This window comes from Streptomyces sp. NPDC038213, assembly GCF_055600495.1.
The window spans coordinates 414684-432539 of the sequence record NZ_JBVJYM010000001.1 but is presented as its reverse complement, the minus strand read 5'-3'; the positions used below and the strand labels follow the sequence as shown (position 1 = coordinate 432539).

Here is a 17856-nt window from a genome sequence, read left to right as displayed (position 1 = left end):
GAGTCAGCCGTGATTGATATCAGCGCATCCGTGATGCAGTTCCTTCTGGCGTTCATCGTGGCCGCCCCCCTGCTCGGGGCCGCCGCCGCCCTGCTCCCGGCACCCCCCGGGCTCAAGGGCCGCAGCCCCGAGCAGGCCGTGCTCCGCCACGGCGTCACCGTGACCGGCGCGGTCCTCGCCGCGGCCGCGGTCCTCGCCCTCGGCTTCGACCACGACGCGCCCTCGACCTTCCAGGCCACGACCGACATCAGCTGGATCCAGGCGCTGAACGTCCGGATCCACCTCGGCATCGACGGCATCTCGCTCCCCCTCCTCCTGATGACCGCGCTGCTCTTCTTCCTCTGCGCGCTCTACAGCTACTTCAAGCTCCCCGCAGGCCCGTCCCCCAAGGCCTTCGTCGCGCTGCTGCTCGTCCTCGAGTGCGGCACCCTCGCGACCTTCGCCGTACTCGACCTGCTGCTCTTCTTCCTCGCCTTCGAGATGGTCCTCATCCCGATGTACTTCCTCATCGCCCGCTGGGGCGGTGACCAGCGGCGCGCCGCCGCCTGGAAGTTCATCCTCTACACCCTGCTCGGCTCCGTGGTGATGCTGCTCGGACTGCTGCTCATCGGGCTGGAAGCCGGCACTTTCGACATGGTGGCACTCGCCACTGACAACGGCCGCGGACTCACCCACACCACCCAGCTCCTGGCCGTCCTCGCCATCGGCACCGGCCTGGCCGTGAAGACCCCGATGTGGCCCCTCCACAGCTGGCTGCCCGCCGCCCACACCGCCGCCCCCACCATCGGCTCGGTCCTCCTCGCCGGAGTCCTGCTGAAGATGGGCACGTACGGGTTCGTGCGGATCCTGCTGCCGGCCACCCCCAGCGGCATGGCGACCTTCGCCCCGTACCTCGGCGCCTTCGCCGTCGTCGGGATCATCTACGGCTCCCTCGCCTGCCTCGCCCTGGCCCGCAAGGGCGCCAAGGGCGACCTCAAGCGCCTCATCGCCTACTCCTCCGTGGGCCACATGGGCTTCGTGCTGCTCGGCATCGCGACCATGACCCCCACCGGGGTCAACGGCGCCCTCTTCGCCAACATCGGCCACGGCCTGATCACCGGCCTCCTCTTCTTCCTCGTCGGAGCCCTGAAGGACCGCTACGGCACCAGCGACCTCGACACCCTCGCCGGAGCCACCGGCGCCGCCCTCTACGGCCGTGCCCCCCGCCTCGGCGCCCTCCTCGCCTTCGCCGCCGTCGCCTCCCTCGGCCTGCCCGGCCTCGCCGGCTTCTGGGGCGAGATGCTCGCGCTCTTCGGCGCCTTCGACCCGGCCCCCGGGCTCAGCCGCCCCGCCTTCCTCACCTATACGGCGATCGGCGGCATCGGCACCCTGCTGACCGCGGCCTACCTCCTCGTCGTCGTCCGCCGGGTCTGCATGGGCGAGCACGCCCCCGCCGACGCCGAGGCCCACCCCGGCACCCGCCCCGACGACGCCCCCGCCCCGCTCCCCGACGTCCACGGCTACGAGTTCGCCGCCTGGACCCCCCTGGTCCTGCTCACCGTCCTCGCCGGCCTGTGGCCCGCGGTCCTCCTCGGCCTCACCGACCCGGCCGTGCAGAAGCTCCTCGCAGGAGGCAACTCATGACGGCCACCACCGCCCCCGACACCGCTGCCCTGACCGCGGCCCAGGGCGCCAGCCTCGTCCAGAGCATCGACTGGGCCGCCATCGCCCCGCCGACCATCGCCGCCGTGGTCGCCCTGGTCGTCCTCGTCGCCGACCTCTTCACCGCCGAGCGCAGCAAGGCGGTGCTCGGCTGGGTCTCCGTGGCGGGCCTCGCCGCCGCGGCCCTCTCCCTGATCCCGCTGACCGGCGGCGACCGCTCCACCTTCTGCCTGGTCGGCCAACCCGACGTCTGCAGCTACACCGCGGACCACTTCGCGCTGGTCGTCCAGTTCCTCGTCCTCGCGGGCGCGCTGCTCACCGCCCTCCTGTCGGTCACCGCCGTCAAGGACGGCAGGCTCCCCGCCGGCGAGTTCTGGTTCCTCCTGCTGGCCTCCGCCGCCGGCGCGGCCCTGCTGCCCGCCGCCCGCGACCTGGCCACCCTGATCGTGGCCCTGGAGGTCGCCTCCCTGCCGGCCTTCGCGCTCGTCGGGATGCGCCGCGGCGACCGGATGTCCTCCGAGGCCGCGCTCAAGTTCTTCCTGTCGTCCGTCACCGCCACGGCCGTCTCGCTGCTCGGCGTGAGCTTCGTCTACGCCGCCACCGGCAGCATGCACTTCGCCACGGTCGCCGACGGCCTGGACGACGTACCCGGCCGGCTCGACACCCTCGCCATGACCGGCGTCGCCCTCACCCTGATCGGCTTCGCCTTCAAGACGGCTGCCGTCCCCTTCCACTTCTGGGTTCCGGACACCTACGTCGGCGCGCCCCTGCCCATCGCCGCGTACCTGTCGGTCATCGGCAAGGCCGTCGGCTTCACCGGCCTGATCCTGGTCACCGTCCTGGCCTTCCCGGCCTACTCCCACATCTGGGGCCCCGCCCTCGCGGTGCTCGCCGCCCTGACGATGACCCTCGGCAACGCCGCCGCCCTGCGCCAGGACCCCGAGCGGGCCCACAGCGCCGTACGGCTGCTCGCCTGGTCCTCCGTGGGCCAGGCCGGCTACCTCCTCGTCCCGATCGCCGCGGCCGCCTACTCCGGCCGCGACCAGATCGGCTCCGCCGTCGCGTACGCCCTCATGTACGCGGCCGTGAACCTGGGCGCCTTCGCCGTGGCCGCCCTCGTCGCCCGCAGCGCCCCGCTCAACCGGATCGCCGACTACCGCGGCCTCTACCGGACCCGCCCCCTGGCCGCCCTGTCCCTGGCCTTCTTCCTGCTGTGCCTCGCGGGCCTGCCCCCGGGCGTCATCGGCCTCTTCGCCAAGGTCGCCGTCTTCCAGTCGGCCGTCGACGCCGGTCTCGGCTGGCTCGCCGTGGTCATGGCCCTCAACGTGGTCGTCGCGCTCTACTACTACCTCCAGTGGACGGCGGTCCTCTTCCGCACCCCCGAAGAAGCCGGCACCGCCCCCGCGCCCGCCGGCTCCCGGATCCCGCTCCCCGTCACGGCCGCGATCGTCGTCACCGGCATCACCGCGGCGGTGCTGTCCGGCGCCCCGCAGATCGTGCTGCGCTTCGCCGCGGGCAGCCTCTTCGTGCAGTAGCGGCGCCGCCGCCGGTACGGGCGGCGCGCGGGACGGCGTACGGGCGCACTGCCGACGTACGCCGTCCCGCGCCCCGCCCGTATCCGCACATCGCCCGCACATCGCCCGCACATCGCCCGTTCGGCGCAACCGCCGCGCCCGCCCCCGGCACGGCCCCCGGCCGCACCCCGGGCCACGGCCGCCGGGAACCCCTGCTCCCCGCGTGGCGTTGACCAGGAAGGGAGGGTCCACTGGACCGTAGGCCCTCTCTCCGGGGTCCCCACTGCACCACTTGGAGGGCGAACCGTGCACCGCCGGCACAACGGGCTGAAGACCGCCGTACTCCTCGGCGGGCTGTCCGCTCTGATCATCTTCATCGGGAGCCTCTTCGGACGAGGAGGCCTCATCGTCGCGGTCCTCGTGGCCCTGGGCACGAACGCGTACGCGTACTGGAACAGCGACAAGCTCGCCCTGCGTGCGATGCGCGCCCGCCCGGTGAGCGAGTTCGAGGCCCCCGAGCTCTACCGCATGGTGCGCGAGCTGTCGACGTCCGCGCGCCAGCCCATGCCCCGCCTCTACATCTCCCCGACGGAAGCGCCGAACGCCTTCGCGACGGGCCGCAACCCGCGCAACGCCGCCGTGTGCTGTACGGAGGGCATCCTGCGCATCCTCGACGAGCGCGAGCTCAGAGGCGTGATCGGACACGAGCTGAGCCATGTCTACAACCGCGACATCCTCATCTCGTCCGTCGCCGGAGCCCTCGCCTCCGTCATCATGTTCCTGGTCAACTTCGCCTGGCTGATCCCGGTGGGGCGGTCCAACGACGACGAGGGCCCCGGCCTCCTCGGGATGCTCCTCGTCATGATCCTCGGGCCGCTCGCAGCCTCGGTGATCCAGCTGGCCATCAGCCGCTCCCGCGAGTACGAGGCCGACGCCTCCGGCGCGCAGCTCACGGGCGACCCCCTGGCCCTCGCCAGCGCCCTGCGCAAGCTGGACGCGGGCACCAAGCAGCTCCCCCTGCCGCCGGAACCCCGGCTGGAGACCGCGAGCCACATGATGATCGCGAACCCCTTCCGCCCCGGGCAGGGCCTCTCCAAGATGTTCTCGACCCACCCGCCCATGGCCGAGCGCATCGCCCGGCTCGAGCAGATGGCAGGCCGTCACCAGTGACAGGGAAGATGGACCGATGAAGACAATCCTCAACGTCATATGGCTCGTGCTCAGCGGTTTCTGGCTGTTCCTCGGGTACCTGCTCGCGGGCGCCCTGCTGTGCATCACGATCATCGGCATCCCCTTCGGCATCGCCTCGTTCCGCATTGCGCTGTACGCCCTGTGGCCCTTCGGCTACACGACGGTCGAGCGCCGCGACGCGGGCGCACCCTCCTGCGTGGGCAACGTGCTCTGGCTGGTGCTGGCCGGCTGGTGGCTCGCCCTCGGGCACATCGTGACGGGCATCGCCCTGTGCCTCACGATCATCGGCATCCCGTTCGGCATCGCGAACTTCAAGATGATCCCGATCTCACTCCTCCCGCTCGGCCGCGAGATCGTGCCCACGGACGCCCCGTTCGCCTCCCGGTGACCCCGGGCCGGTACGAGCTCTGGGGCGAGACCGAGGACGGGGCCGCCGTTCTGTGGGCCCGCGCCCCGGCCGCGGAGGACCTGTACGGGGACCCGCCCCCGCCGCTGCGCGTGCGCTACGAGCTCCTGGGCTGCACCCCGGAGGGCGAGCTCGCCGCAGCGGTCGCGGAGGCCTCCCGGCTCGGCGGGGCCCCGCTCGGCTTCCTGACCCTGGTCACCCTCGGTGCGAACGGCGCTCCGACGGGGGAGTGGTACCTGGAGGACGTCCGCGTCCTCGCCGTCCGCCCGGCCGGTACGGCCGCCTCCCGCGCACTAGGCCCCTCCGACGCGGCCGGTGTACGGGAGGGCGGGCCCCTGGACCTCGTGGTGGAGGGCGCGCTCCCCGAGGCCCAGACCGGCATCGCCCGTCGCCGCCCCTCCTCGCCTTCCCCGGCCTTCTCCCTGGAAGGCGCAGCCCCGGGACCCTGGGGCTGCTGCGAGGACGTACGCCCCCTCCCGGGCACCGGGCCGGACCGCCCGGCCCCTCCCGCGCCCCGCCTGCTGCGCGCCTCGGTCCACGGCCCGCTGCGCGAGCTCCTCACGGCCTCCGGCCGGACCGCCCTGGCCTACCGGGAGCTGCGCCGCGTCACCGCGGCCGGCACTGCGACCGTGCTGGCGCACCCCGGTGTCGAGACCTGGGTGCCCTCCCGCGATACCCCCGGCCGCTGGGACCTGACCCTCGCCATGCCCCCCGTACCCCTCGCGCTGGCCGCGGCGGCCGAGCCCTGGGAGGCGGGCCGTCCGGACCGCCCCAACCTCTGGGCCGCCCTCGGCCCCGAGGCCCGCGGCCACTGGCTCGGCCTGGCCCTCGACCACCGGGACCGGGACGCCCCCGACCGCCCGGCCGGGGGCGTCTGGCACCTGGACGGCAGCCATGTCACCGACACCAATGGTCTCTTCTGCGCCCTCGGCGAGGCCGCGAACGGCCCCGGGGGCTACTACGGCCGCTGCTGGAACGGCTTTGCGGACGCCCTGGGCGGCGGATTCGGTGCAGGAAGGCCCGCCGCGATCGTCTGGCACGGGCACGGCGTCGCCCGGCGCTGCCTCGGCACCAGCCCCCTGCGCTTCCCGCCCCCGGCCTTCGGCGAGGTGGTCGCCATCCTCGAAGCGGAGGGCATCGAGGTGGTCCTTGCCTGAGCTTTTGCCCACCGCTCCCAAGTAATCCACAGGCCATGACAGTTGTCGGCGGGGTCCGGCACGATGGGGGCATGAACGAATCCGAGCAGTTGCTAGAGCAAGCTGTCTCCCGTGCCCGCGCCTTCCGCGCGGGAATCCGGGCCGCCCCCCTCGCGCCGGCGGAGGCCGCCCGTGCGCAGGAGATACGGGACTTCGCCCCGCCTCCGCTGCGCGCCGCGCTCCACTCGCTCACCGCTGAAAGCTGGTTCGGCCCACCTCCCGGGGCCCTGCCCTTCCCGGCCGGCCCCGCCTGGCGCGCGGAGCCCAGCCTTCCGGTCCACTCCCGGCGGCATATCCCTTATCCGGAGCTGCAGTCCATATCCCGGGAGCAGTTCAGGTCCCGCGTGTGAACCGCCGCCGCACGCCGTACGCGAGCGCGCCCAACGCGAGCACGGCAGAGCCCGCCACCACCGAGGACACCGGGAGGGAGAACGCGAGCAGTACGCAGCCGGCCAGCCCCAGTGCCGCCACGACCCGCACCTTGACAACTGAACCGAGCGTCCACGCCGAAGCGTTCGCGATCGCGTAATAGGCGAGCACCCCGAAGGAAGAGAAGCCGATCGCACCGCGCACGTCAGCCGTCGCCGCGAGCACGGCCACGACGCTGCCCACCGCCAGCTCCGCGCGATGCGGAACGTGGAACCGCGGGTGCACGGCGGCCAGCCTCCGCGGCAGGTGGCCGTCGCGCGCCATCGCCAGGGTGGTCCGGGACACCCCGAGGATCAGGGACAGCAGCGCCCCCAGCGCCGCCAGCGCGGCCCCCGCCCGTACCGCGGGCACCAACTCCGGCCACCCCGCGGCCCGTACGGCATCCGCCAGCGGAGCCGTGGCCGCGGCCAGCCCGTCCGGGCCCAGGACGGACAGCACCGCGACCGCCACCGCCGCGTACACCGCCAGCGCGATCCCCAGCGCCAGCGGCACCGCCTTCGGGATCGTCCGCTCCGGATCGCGCACCTCCTCGCCCAGGGTGGTGATCCGGGCGTACCCCGCGAAGGCGAAGAAGAGCAGCCCGGCGCCCTGGAGCAGCCCGCCGAACCCGGCCCCGCCCGCGCCGCCGCCCCAGCCCAGGCGCGCGGCCTCCGCCTGCCCCGAGCCCAGGCAGGCCACGACAACCGCGGCCAGCACCGCCAGCACCGCCGCCACGATCACCCGCGTCACCAGCGCGGACTTCTGCACCCCGCCGTAGTTCACCGCCGTCAGCGCCACCACGGCCGCCACAGCCACGGCATGGGCCTGGCCGGGCCACAGGTACGCCCCGGCCGTCAGCGCCATCGCCGCACACGAGGCGGTCTTGCCGACCACGAAGCCCCAGCCCGCCAGATACCCCCAGAACGGCCCGAGCTGCTCCCGGCCGTACACGTACGTACCGCCCGAGGCCGGGTGGCGTACGGCGAGCCGCGCCGAGGAGGACGCGTTGCAGTAGGCCACGGCCCCCGCCAGGACCAGCGAGGCGAGCACCGCGGAGCCCGCCGCACCGGCGGCCGGCCCCAGCGCGGCGAAGATCCCCGCGCCCACCATCGCCCCGAGCCCCACCAGCACGGCATCGGACACACCCAGCGTCCGCCGCAGTTCCTGTGTCATGGACCGAACCCTAGGCCGCCCCGCCCGGGCCCCACCGGGCGGCCGCCACTCCCTCACCGCCCCCGGGCCCCCTTGCCCGCGCCCTTACGGCGCCTCCGCGGCCCCCTCACGACCGGGCACCAGACCCCCGCCCGGCGCCCCCTTCCCCGTCAGGCCCCGCCGCTGCTCCCAGCCGTCCAGCGCCGTCAGGCAGGCGTGGTCCAAGTGGCGCAGCCCGCTCAGGTCGAGCCGTACGGCCCGGTCGGCGGGCAGCGCGTCCAAAGCGTCCAGCAGTTTGGGAAGCCGCAGGAAGGTCGCATTCCCCAGCACCCGCACCCGCAGGACCCCGCACCCCTCCGCCTCCGCCTCCGGCCCGTCCGGCACGGCCTCGATGTGGACGTGGGAGGTCTCCCAGGCCGCCTTGGCCACGGCCAGCCCCAGCCCCAGCAGCACCCCTTCGAAGAGGTTCGTGGCGACGATCGCCCCGGCCGTGGCCACCAGCACCACCGCCTCGCCCCGGTGCGGGCGTGAGCGCCACAGGGCCAGCAGCACCCGGGCCGGCAGCAGCTTCCAGCCGGCGTGCAGCAGCACCCCCGCGAGGGCGGCCAGCGGCACCGCCTCCAGGGTCTGCGGCAGCAGCACGGCGAAGAGCAGCAGCCACAGCCCGTGCAGGATCCGCGAGGCCCGGGTCCGGGCCCCCGCCTCCACATTGGCCGCGCTGCGCACGATCACGGCGGTCATGGGCAGGGCGCCGAGCAGCCCGCAGAGGGTGTTCCCCGCCCCCTGGGCCACCAGCTCGCGGTCGTAGTCCGTCCGCGGACCGTCGTGGAGCCGGTCCACGGCGGCGGCGCTGAACAGGGTCTCGGCGGAGGCGATCAGCGCCAGCGCCAGGACGGTCGCCAGCGCCCCCGGCGACCACAGCGCTGCCAGCTCCCCGGCCCCCGGCGGGGTGACGGCCGAGAGCACCCCGGTGACCTCCACCTTCGCGACCGGCAGGGACAGCACCGCACTGACGGCGGTCGCCGCCCCCACCGCGACCAGCGCGCCCGGCACCGCCTTCGAGGCCGACGGCAGCCGACGCCACACCGCCATCACGGCCACGGTGCCCGCCCCCAGGGCCACCGCCGTCCAGGACAGCTCCCCGGCGACCGCACCCAGACCCCCGAACTTGTCCAGGGTTGCGGCCGGGGCCGGAGCATCGCCCAGTGCGTACAGCTGCCCGGCGATGAGCACCAGCCCGATACCGGCCAGCATGCCCTGCACCACCGCCACCGAGATCGCCCGGAACCACCGGCCGAGGCGCAGCGCCCCCATGCCGAGCTGGAGCACCCCCGCGGCGCACACGAGGACGCCGAGCACCGGCAGCCCGTACGTCTGCACGGCCTCGTAGACGAGTACGGTCAGTCCGGCGGCCGGGCCGCTGACCTGCAGGGAACTGCCCCGGAACCAGCCGGTGACCAGTCCTCCCACCACCCCGGTGACCAGCCCCAGCTCGGCCGGCACCCCGGAGGCGACGGCCACCCCCACGCACAGCGGAAGCGCCACCAGCGCCACGACCACGGACGCGCCGAGATCGTCTCGAAGCGTGCCTGCGGGCATGCGAAACCCCCTGTCCACACGGTGATCGGTGTCACCCAGCGTGGCGGGCGCACGGGCCCGGGCCCAAGGGCCCACAGGGGGTAGCTCACGGGGCACGCGCCGCACGCGCGCCGTACGCGATCACCGCGCGCCGAGGGCGTACCCGGGGCGCGCGGTGCTGCGGGGAGGGGTCAGCGGTAGTTCACGAACTGGATCGCGAAGTCCAGGTCCTTGCCCTTGAGGAGCTGCTGCACGGCCTGCAGGTCGTCGCGGCTCTTGGAGCTGACGCGCAGCTCGTCGCCCTGCACCTGGGCCTTGACGCCCTTGGGGCCCTCGTCACGGATGATCTTGGCGACCTTCTTGGCGTTCTCCTGGGAGATGCCCTCCTCGATCGACGCGAAGATCTTGTACTCCTTGCCGGAGAGCTGCGGCTCGCCCGCGTCCAGCGCCTTGAGGGAGATCTGGCGCTTGACCAGCTTGGTCTCGAAGACGTCGAGGACGGCCTTCACGCGCTCCTCGGAGTTCGCCTCCATCAGGATCTTCTCGCCGGACCAGGCGATGGAGGCGCCGGTGCCCTTGAAGTCGTAGCGCTGCGAGAGCTCCTTGGCGGCCTGGTTGAGGGCGTTGTCGACCTCCTGCCGCTCGACCTTCGAGACGATGTCGAAACTGGAGTCGGCCATGTCCTGTGGCTCCTTGATGTCGGCTGCGATGAGTCAAAAGGCGCGGACCGGACCCGGCCGGACCGCTCCGCAAAGCCTAGCCACCACGGCTCGCCCGAGCGCTGATCAATCCGGTGGCGAAGCACCCCCGAGCATCGGGTATCGTTTACGTCGTTGCCACGGAGCACCGCGCAAGCGGCCTCCAAGACAACATTCCATGGCGGTGTGCCCGAGTGGCCAATGGGAGCGGACTGTAAATCCGTCGGCTTAGCCTACCCAGGTTCGAATCCTGGCGCCGCCACGCGAAAGAGACCCCCGTACCTGCGGAAACGCAGGGCGGGGGTCTCCTCGTATGCGCCGATCGTGTGCGCGGATCCAGCCGCTCCGGACGGGTACTGGGGCGCTGGACGGGCGTACCGGTCGGCTGGCTGGGTCGTTGTCCCGGCATGATGCGAAATTCCCTGATGAGGGCGATGCTCGCCGGCGGGTTCCTGGTGGGCGGGCTCGCGGCGGGGCTGCCCGCGGCGCAGGCCGCGCTCGAGGACGGGCCCGCCGGCCGGCGGGGGGCCGCGTACGTCGAGACCAGGCTGTTCTTCGGGACCGTGCGGGCCGACGGCCGCGGGGACGTGACGGACCGGCAGTTCCAGCAGTTCGTCGACCGCGAGGTCACCCCGGCCTTCCCCGACGGGCTCACCGTCACGACCGGCCGCGGGCAGTGGCGCAACCGGGCCGGGGTCATCGAGCGGGAGCGGTCCTACACGCTGGTGCTGCTGTATCCGCAGGACAGGGCGGCGGCGAGCGACGACCGCATCGAGCGGATCCGCGACGCGTACGAGAAGCAGTACGCGCAGGAGTCGGTCGGGCGGGCCGACGACCAGGCTGCCGTGGACTTCTGAGGGCGGCTCGGGCAGCCGGGTGCGGGCCGGGATCCCGGTTCAGTTTCCGGCCACGTCCTTGACCGCGACTCCGGGCGGAGTCGAGCCGGAGACGAGCTCCAGGGTCAGTCCGGCCGTGGCCGGGGTGTCGATCAGCTCGGCCAGCACGGCCGCGACGTCGTCGCGCGGTACGGAGCCCCGGCCGGTAGACGCTTCGAGCCGGACCAGGCCGGTGCCCGGGGCGTCGGTCAGGGCGCCCGGGCGCAGCACGGTCCATTCGAGCCCGAGCCGGGTGCGCACGTACGCGTCGGCGGCGCCCTTCGCGCGCAGGTAGGCGTCGAAGACCTCGTCCCCCTCCCGCTGCGGGTCCGCGCCCATCGAGGAGAGCATCAGGAAGCGGCGGACGCGGGCCCGTTCGGCCGCGTCCGCGAACAGCACGGCCGCCGCGCGGTCCACGGTGTCCTTGCGGGCGGCGCCGCTGCCCGGCCCGGCGCCCGCCGCGAAGACGGCCGCGTGGGCGCCCTGGAGCACGGCGGCGACCTGTTCCAGCGAGGCCGTCTCCAGGTCGCACAGGACCGGTTCGGCCCCGGCCTCGCGGAGGGCGTCGCCCTGTGTCCGGTCGCGGATGATCCCCGCGACCTCGTATCCGCGCACGGCGAGCAGCCGCTCCAGCCGCAGCGCGATCCGACCGTGTCCACCAGCGATGACGATGCGCATGTGCCGACCGTACGACGGCCGGCGCGCCCCCGCCCGCGAACGCTCAGGGGCCCGGCTCCATACGGCCCTGCCGGGGCAGGTCCAGGCCGGCCGCGACGGCCGAGTCGCAGTACTCCCGCACCGCGCTGGTCCGGGCGACCACCCGGCCGCGGTGGATCACGATGCGGCTGTACGCCAGGGAGAGCACCCCGGAGATCCGGTCGCCGCGGACCGCGAGCAGTTCGGCGGGGAAGCCCGCCTCGATCCGCACCTCGGGCAGCCCCATCGCCTCGCGTGCGGCCGCGCTGACGGCGCCGTACCCCTCGGCCGGCCGCAGACCGCCCTGGGTGGCCAGCAGGTACGCCGCTTCGAGGGGGTCGCCGCGCCCGACCGGGTTGGCGGCGTCCCGCAGGGCCCCGCTGCCGGCCGCCACCCGCACCCCGGTCGAGCGCAGCAGCCGTACGGGGGCGGTGCGCAGCCCACGGCGCTCCAGGGCGGCGCAGTCGCCCTGGGGGAGGGCGGTGACGGCGATCCCGGCGGCGGCCAGCCGGCCGGCGGCCCGCGTGGCCAGGTCGAGGGGGAGCCGGGACAGGCCCCCGCAGGGGCCGATGGTCACCCCGGGCCGCAGCCCGCCCGCCATCGAGGCCAGCCGGGTCAGCCGGGCCGGGTCGTCGCCGTCCGTGTGCAGGTCCACCGGGCAGCCGTGCTCGGCGGCCAGCTCCAGGACGGCCTCGGCGTAGCCGGTGGGGTCGGGGTCCAGGTCGGGGCAGCCCCCGACCACCGCCGCGCCCATCTTCACGGCGTCGCGCAGCATGGCGCGCCCGTCCGAGCCGGCCACCCCGGTCAGCAGCCGCGGCACCGCCACGGCCGTGAGGTCGGTCAGCCCGCGCAGGGAGCGGCGGGCCTGCAGGACGGCCTCCAGCGGGCCGAGCCCGTGCGCGCCCCCGATGCGCACGTGGCAGCGGACGGCGGTGGCGCCGTGGCCGAGCTGGAGCAGGGCCGCCTCGGTGGCCCGCCGCTGGACCTCGTCGCCGGTGTACGAGACGGGGCCGTCGGAGTCGGCGGTGAGGGCGGTGTCCCCGTGGGCGTGGGGTTCCGCGGGGGCGGGGAGGAGGAGGTAGCCGCTGAGGTCCACCCGGGAGGGCGAGGGGGCGGCCAGGCTGCCCGCGGTGCCGACGGCCTCGATGCGGCCGCCGCTGAGCCGGACGTCGACCGTGCGGCCGTCCGTGAGGCGGGCCCCGGCCAGGAGCAGGGTGCCGGCGTGGTCCGCAGGTGCGCCCGGGCCCGATCCCTCCCCGCCGCTGCGGGGGGAGTGGGGCGGCTGCTGCGGGTGGCTGTCGGGCATCGTGCTCCTGCGGGCTCGGGCGTTCGGGTCGCCGGGCTCCCGAGGGCGCCCGGGTTCAAGATCACGCAGCGTGCCCCGAGCCTAGGTCGCGGACGAGCCCGTTCCGCGGGAGGCTGCACGGGGGAGCGCAATAGTCGTACCGGTGCGGCACCCGGGTCGTTGAGGGTTCCCGAGGGGCCCGGAGGGGCTCCGGGGAGCGTCGGGAGGGGCGCGGCGGCCCGCCGCAGGGGGGCGCCGACGGCCGTGCGGCAAAGGATTTGGGCGATCGGCAGCCGACCGTGTAATGTCTTCATCGCTCGCCCCAATAGCTCAGTCGGTAGAGCGTCTCCATGGTAAGGAGAAGGTCTGCGGTTCGATTCCGCATTGGGGCTCTGGTGTGAAGGTCCTCCACTCTCGGGTGGGGGGCGATCACATCAAAGCGGTGTAGCTCAGTCGGTAGAGCAAGCGGCTCATAATCGCTGTGTCACCGGTTCAAGTCCGGTCACCGCTACTCAAAGTAGCAACAAAAGTAGCCGATTGTGGGGTCGGTCTCCCAATCGGCTACTCTTTTATGCGTTCATCCTTCCATCCATCCGTCAAGGAGCACTCACGTGGCTGCCACCGACGTCCGCCCGAAGATCACGCTGGCCTGCGTGGAGTGCAAGGAGCGGAACTACATCACCAAGAAGAACCGGCGTAACAACCCGGACCGCATGGAGATGAAGAAGCACTGCCCGCGCTGCAACTCGCACACCGCGCACCGCGAGACCCGCTGACCCCAGCGAGTCTCCGGACCAACAGGCTTGTACACGAGGTCGTCCCTTTCCGGGGGCGGCCTCGTGTCGTTTCCGCTCGTTTCGCCCGTGCAGGAATGATCAGTTCGACCAGGAGGTAGTGAGCCATGGCGCTCGACCAGTCCTTCGTGGGGCGGTCGTATCCGCCCACCGACGCCTACGAGGTCGGCCGGGAGAAGATCCGCGAATTCGCGGTGGCGGTGGGTGACGCCAATCCCGCGTACACCGACCCCGAGGCGGCGAAGGCCCTCGGGCACCCCGATGTGATCGCTCCGCCGACGTTCGTGTTCGCGATCACCTTCAAGGCCGCGGGCGAGGTCATCGCGGACCCGCTGCTCGGCCTGGACTACAGCCGGGTCGTGCACGGGGACCAGAAGTTCGCCTACAACCGCCCCGTGCGGGCCGGCGACCGGCTGACCGTGACCTCCACCATCGAGGCGATCAAGTCCATGGCGGGCAACGACATCCTGGACATCCGCGGCGAGGTCCACGACGCCACCGGCGAGCACGTGGTGACGGCCTGGACGAAGCTCGTCGCGCGTGCGGCGGAGGAGGGCTGAGATGACCGCCAGGATCTCTTACGCGGACGTGGAGGCCGGCACCGAGCTGCCCGGCGCCTCCTTCCCCGTGACCCGGGCCACGCTCGTGCAGTACGCGGGTGCCTCGGGCGACTTCAACCCGATCCACTGGAACGAGAAGTTCGCCAAGGAGGTGGGCCTGCCGGACGTCATCGCGCACGGCATGTTCACCATGGCCGAGGCGGTCCGCGTGGTGACCGACTGGGTCGGCGACCCGGCCGCCGTGGTCGAGTACGGCGTCCGCTTCACCAAGCCGGTGGTGGTGCCGAACGACGACGAGGGCGCCCTCATCGAGGTCAGCGGCAAGGTCGCCGTACTGCTGGACGGCAACCGGGTGCGCGTGGACCTGACGGCGACCAGCGCCGGCCAGAAGGTGCTGGGCATGGCCCGCGCCGTGGTCCAGCTGGCCTGACGGCGGCACCGAGAGCAGTGCAGTACGGGTGTCCCCGCCGCGGCGGGGACACCCGTACTGCGTGCGGGGGCACGTGCGGAGGGCCCCGTTCCTCGTTGACGGAGTTAGTGATTGAGTACTAACTTCTAGGTATGGCCAGGATGACTGCCGCGGAGCGGCGCGAGAGCGTGATCCGTGCAGCGATGCACGAGTTCGCCCGCGGCGGCTACCACGGCACGTCCACGGAGGCGATCGCCAAGCGCGTTGGGGTCTCGCAGCCGTACCTGTTCCGGCTCTTCCCCAACAAGCAGGCCATCTTCCTGGCCGCCTCCCACCGCTGCATGGCGGAGACCCGCCGGGTGTTCGCCGAGGCCGCGGACGGGCTGGCGGGGGAGGAGGCGCTGAACGCGATGGCGGGGGCCTACACCCAGCTCATCGCCGAGGACCCCGACAAGCTCCAGATGCAGCTCCAGACCTACGCGGCCGTGGCGGCCGCCGAGGCGGCGGGGGAGCGGGAGTTCGGCGAGATGGTCCGGGCGAGCTGGCTGGAGCTGTGGGAGACCGTCAGCCGGCCGCTGGGCGGCGACGAGAAGGAGACCGCCACCTTCATGGCCTTCGGCATGCTGATCAACACCCTCGCCGCGATGGGGTTCACGCCCGACCACCCCATCTGGGAGGCGCTCTACCCCTCGGCCCGCGCCCAGGGGAGCCCGGAGAACTGACCGCGCGCGCAGCGAGGCGCGCGCGTTTTCCCGCCCGTTGAAGTTAGTCAGCAATAACTAACCACCTGGGGAAGCGATGAACCAGCAGCCCACCACCATGCGCGGCCCCGCCGCCTGGGCCCTCGTCATCACCGGCACCGCCAGCTTCATGGCAGCCCTCGACAACCTCGTCGTCACCACCGCCCTGCCCGCCATCCGCACCGACCTCGGCGGGGCGCTCGAAGACCTCGAATGGACGGTGAACGCGTACACCCTCACCTTCGCCGTCCTCCTCATGCTCGGCGCCGCCCTCGGCGACCGCTTCGGCCGCCGCCGGCTCTTCCTTCTCGGCCTCACCGTCTTCACCGGAGCCTCCGCCGCCGCGGCCCTCTCCTCCGGGATCGACGCCCTGATCGCCGCCCGCACCGTCCAGGGCCTCGGCGCCGCGATCATGATGCCGCTGGCCCTGACCCTGCTCACCGCCGCCGTCCCGCCCGCCCGCCGCGGCATGGCCCTCGGGATATACGGGGCCGTCACGGGCCTCGCCGTCGCCAGCGGCCCCCTCATCGGGGGCACGCTCACCGAGCACATCTCCTGGCAGTGGATCTTCTGGCTCAACGTCCCGGTCGGCCTGGCCCTGCTGCCCCTGGCCCGCCTGCGCCTCGCCGAGTCCACCGCCCCCGGCGCCCGCCTCGACCTCCCCGGCACCCTCCTGATCAGCACCGGCCTCTTCGGCATCGTCTACGCCCTCGTGAAGGCCAACGCCGAGGGCTGGACCAGCGCCCCGGTCCTCACCGGCCTCATCGCGGGCGGTGCCCTCGTCGCCGCCTACGTCGTCCACGGCGCCCGCAGCCCCCACGCCCTGCTGCCCATGCGCCTCTTCCGCGGCCGCGCCTTCACCGGCATCAACATCGCGAGCCTGCTCATGTTCCTCGGCATGTTCGGCTCGATCTTCCTGCTGGCCCAGTTCCTCCAGGGCGTCGCCGGGTTCACCCCCACCGAGGCGGGCCTGCGGATGCTGCCCTGGACCGCCATGCCCATCCTCGTCGCCCCCTTCGCGGGGATCCTCTCCGACCGCATCGGCGGCCGCCCCGTCGTCGTCGCGGGCCTCTCCTTCCAGGCCGCCGGCCTGGCCTGGTTCGCCGCCGCGCTGGACCCCGGGGTCTCGTACGCCTCCCTGCTGCCCGCGCTGATCCTCGGCGGCATCGGCATGGCCCTGTACTTCGCCCCCGCCGCGAACGTCCTGATGTCCAGCGTGGGCGAGGCCGACCGGGGCCGCGCCTCCGGGGCCAACAACGCCCTCCGCGAGGTCGGCGGCGCCCTCGGCGTGGCCGTGCTCGCCTCCGTCTTCGCGGCCAACGGCGGCTACGAGAGCCCCCGGGCCTTCACCGACGGCACCGTCCCCGCCCTGTGGATAGGCGCCGGAGCCGTCGCCCTCGCCGCCCTGTTCGCCCTGCTCATCCCCGGCCGCACGGCGCCGGCCCCCACCCCCGGCGACCCCGCCGCACCCGCGGAACCCCGCCCCGGGACCACCGGCAAGACCCCCGCCGCGGTGTGAGCAACGGCACCCGCCGACCCGCCCGCAACCGCCCGTACGGTCCGTGGCCCCGCCGGGAAGCCGGGGCCGCGGACCGTACTCTTGTCCACGTGCAGGAACTCCACGACGCCCCCCTCGCCCCGCTGACCACCTTCCGGCTCGGCGGCCCGGCCACCCGCCTGGTGACCGCGACCACCGACGCCGAAGTGGTCGAGACCGTCCGCGCCGCCGACGCCGCGGGCACCCCGCTGCTGGTCATCGGCGGCGGCAGCAACCTCGTCATCGGCGACGGGGGCTTCGAGGGCACCGCCCTGCGCATCGCCACCCGCGGCATCCACCTCGACGGCACCCGCCTCGAACTCGCCGCCGGCGAGAACTGGAGCGACGCCGTCGCCCGCACCGTCGAAGCCGGACTCGCCGGCATCGAATGCCTCGCCGGAATCCCCGGCTCCGCCGGCGCAACCCCGATCCAGAACGTCGGCGCGTACGGCCAGGACGTCTCCCGCACCATCACCGAGGTCGTCGCCTACGACCGGACCCGCGGCGAAACGGTCACCCTGACCAACGCCGAGTGCGCCTTCTCGTACCGCCACAGCCTCTTCAAGGACCAGCCCGAGCGCTACGTCGTCCTGCGCGTCCGCTTCGAGCTCGAGGACGCCGGCGGCCTCTCCGCCCCCATCGGGTACGCCGAGACCGCCCGCGCCCTCGGCGTCGGCCCCGGCGACCGCGTCCCGGCCGCCGCCGCCCGCGAGACCGTCCTGCGCCTGCGCGCCGGCAAGGGCATGGTCCTGGACCCCGCCGACCACGACACCTGGTCCGCCGGCTCCTTCTTCACCAACCCGGTCCTCACCGACGAGGAGCACGCCGCCTTCCTCGCCCGCGTCCAGGACCGCCTCGGCCCCGACGCCGCCCCGCCCGCCTACCCGGCCGGCGAAGGCCGTACGAAGACCTCGGCCGCCTGGCTCATCGACAAGGCCGGCTTCACCAAGGGCTACGGCACCGGCCCCGCCCGCATCTCCACCAAGCACACCCTCGCCCTCACCAACCGCGGCGGGGCCACCACCGAGGACCTGCTCGCCCTCGCCCGCGAGGTCGTCGCCGGGGTCCACGCCGCCTTCGGGGTCACGCTCGTCAACGAGCCCGTGACCGTCGGCGTCCGCATCTGACCCCGCCCCAGCCGACGACGGGTACCGACACGGGTACCAGGACCCCGGA

At 73.5% G+C, this 17856-nt stretch carries 17 protein-coding genes and 3 tRNA genes; 15 read left to right on the top strand and 5 right to left on the bottom strand.

Going from position 1 to position 17856, the window contains the following annotated elements:
* Positions 1 to 33: 33 nt before the first annotated feature.
* The 5 genes from ACZ7JZ_RS02025 (at position 34) to ACZ7JZ_RS02005 (ending at position 5909) form a co-directional block, all read left to right on the top strand.
* Positions 34 to 1623: a complex I subunit 4 family protein gene (locus ACZ7JZ_RS02025; protein WP_470932447.1), complete on the top strand. Its 1590-nt coding sequence runs from the start codon at positions 34 to 36 to the stop codon at positions 1621 to 1623.
* Entirely contained in the window at positions 1620 to 3176 is a 1557-nt protein-coding gene (locus ACZ7JZ_RS02020) for an NADH-quinone oxidoreductase subunit N (protein WP_470932149.1), read from the top strand. The genes ACZ7JZ_RS02025 and ACZ7JZ_RS02020 overlap by 4 nt, the downstream gene beginning before the upstream one ends.
* 285 nt (positions 3177 to 3461) lie before the next feature.
* A complete protein-coding gene (htpX, locus tag ACZ7JZ_RS02015; protein WP_470932147.1) occupies positions 3462 to 4325 on the top strand; it encodes a zinc metalloprotease HtpX in 864 nt (287 codons plus the stop codon).
* A gap of 16 nt (positions 4326 to 4341) precedes the next feature.
* A complete protein-coding gene (locus ACZ7JZ_RS02010; RefSeq protein ID WP_470932145.1) occupies positions 4342 to 4734 on the top strand; it encodes a YccF domain-containing protein in 393 nt (130 codons plus the stop codon).
* Positions 4731 to 5909: a barstar family protein gene (locus ACZ7JZ_RS02005; RefSeq protein WP_470932143.1), complete on the top strand. Its 1179-nt coding sequence runs from the start codon at positions 4731 to 4733 to the stop codon at positions 5907 to 5909. Before ACZ7JZ_RS02010 ends, ACZ7JZ_RS02005 begins: the two co-directional genes overlap by 4 nt.
* A 372-nt stretch (positions 5910 to 6281) precedes the next feature.
* Here ACZ7JZ_RS02005 and ACZ7JZ_RS02000 read toward each other — a convergent pair whose 3' ends face one another.
* The 3 genes from ACZ7JZ_RS02000 to ACZ7JZ_RS01990 form a co-directional block, all read right to left on the bottom strand.
* Positions 6282 to 7529: an APC family permease gene (locus ACZ7JZ_RS02000; protein WP_470932141.1), complete on the bottom strand. Its 1248-nt coding sequence runs from the start codon at positions 7527 to 7529 to the stop codon at positions 6282 to 6284.
* Between the two features lie 84 nt (positions 7530 to 7613).
* Complete coding sequence (locus ACZ7JZ_RS01995) at positions 7614 to 9107, bottom strand: SulP family inorganic anion transporter (protein ID WP_470932139.1); 1494 nt, start codon at positions 9105 to 9107, stop codon at positions 7614 to 7616.
* A gap of 170 nt (positions 9108 to 9277) precedes the next feature.
* Positions 9278 to 9766 (bottom strand): YajQ family cyclic di-GMP-binding protein, encoded by a 489-nt coding sequence (locus ACZ7JZ_RS01990; RefSeq protein WP_424212301.1) that lies wholly within the window; start codon positions 9764 to 9766, stop codon positions 9278 to 9280.
* A 198-nt stretch (positions 9767 to 9964) separates the two neighbouring features.
* On the opposite strand from ACZ7JZ_RS01990, the gene ACZ7JZ_RS01985 reads away from it, so the two are divergent.
* Positions 9965 to 10046: transfer RNA gene (locus ACZ7JZ_RS01985), tRNA-Tyr, on the top strand.
* 163 nt (positions 10047 to 10209) lie between these two features.
* On the top strand, positions 10210 to 10641 hold the full coding sequence (locus ACZ7JZ_RS01980; RefSeq protein WP_470932137.1) for a DUF3574 domain-containing protein: 432 nt from the start codon (positions 10210 to 10212) through the stop codon (positions 10639 to 10641).
* Between the two features lie 39 nt (positions 10642 to 10680).
* Here the strand turns inward: ACZ7JZ_RS01980 and ACZ7JZ_RS01975 are convergent, their stop codons facing one another.
* Positions 10681 to 11337 carry an NAD(P)H-binding protein gene (locus ACZ7JZ_RS01975; RefSeq protein WP_470932135.1) on the bottom strand — a complete coding sequence of 219 codons (657 nt, stop codon included), beginning with the start codon at positions 11335 to 11337 and terminating at the stop codon, positions 10681 to 10683.
* Between the two features lie 43 nt (positions 11338 to 11380).
* Complete coding sequence (locus ACZ7JZ_RS01970; RefSeq protein ID WP_470932133.1) at positions 11381 to 12661, bottom strand: amidohydrolase family protein; 1281 nt, start codon at positions 12659 to 12661, stop codon at positions 11381 to 11383.
* Positions 12662 to 12959: 298 nt separating this feature from the next.
* Here ACZ7JZ_RS01970 and ACZ7JZ_RS01965 point away from each other — a divergent pair.
* The 8 genes from ACZ7JZ_RS01965 (at position 12960) to ACZ7JZ_RS01930 (ending at position 17807) form a co-directional block, all read left to right on the top strand.
* Positions 12960 to 13032 (top strand) — tRNA-Thr (locus tag ACZ7JZ_RS01965).
* A gap of 46 nt (positions 13033 to 13078) precedes the next feature.
* Positions 13079 to 13151, top strand: a tRNA-Met gene (locus tag ACZ7JZ_RS01960).
* Between the two features lie 100 nt (positions 13152 to 13251).
* Positions 13252 to 13416, top strand: a complete 165-nt coding sequence (gene rpmG, locus ACZ7JZ_RS01955; RefSeq protein ID WP_007265873.1) for a 50S ribosomal protein L33 — start codon at positions 13252 to 13254, stop codon at positions 13414 to 13416.
* Between the two features lie 125 nt (positions 13417 to 13541).
* A complete protein-coding gene (locus ACZ7JZ_RS01950; protein ID WP_470932131.1) occupies positions 13542 to 13994 on the top strand; it encodes an FAS1-like dehydratase domain-containing protein in 453 nt (150 codons plus the stop codon).
* A 1-nt stretch (position 13995) separates the two neighbouring features.
* Complete coding sequence (locus ACZ7JZ_RS01945) at positions 13996 to 14424, top strand: MaoC family dehydratase (protein WP_470932129.1); 429 nt, start codon at positions 13996 to 13998, stop codon at positions 14422 to 14424.
* 131 nt (positions 14425 to 14555) lie between these two features.
* Entirely contained in the window at positions 14556 to 15125 is a 570-nt protein-coding gene (locus ACZ7JZ_RS01940; protein WP_470932127.1) for a TetR/AcrR family transcriptional regulator, read from the top strand.
* Between the two features lie 76 nt (positions 15126 to 15201).
* On the top strand, positions 15202 to 16662 hold the full coding sequence (locus tag ACZ7JZ_RS01935; protein WP_470932125.1) for a DHA2 family efflux MFS transporter permease subunit: 1461 nt from the start codon (positions 15202 to 15204) through the stop codon (positions 16660 to 16662).
* Between the two features lie 89 nt (positions 16663 to 16751).
* Positions 16752 to 17807 (top strand): UDP-N-acetylmuramate dehydrogenase, encoded by a 1056-nt coding sequence (locus ACZ7JZ_RS01930; protein WP_470932123.1) that lies wholly within the window; start codon positions 16752 to 16754, stop codon positions 17805 to 17807.
* Positions 17808 to 17856: the final 49 nt, after the last annotated feature.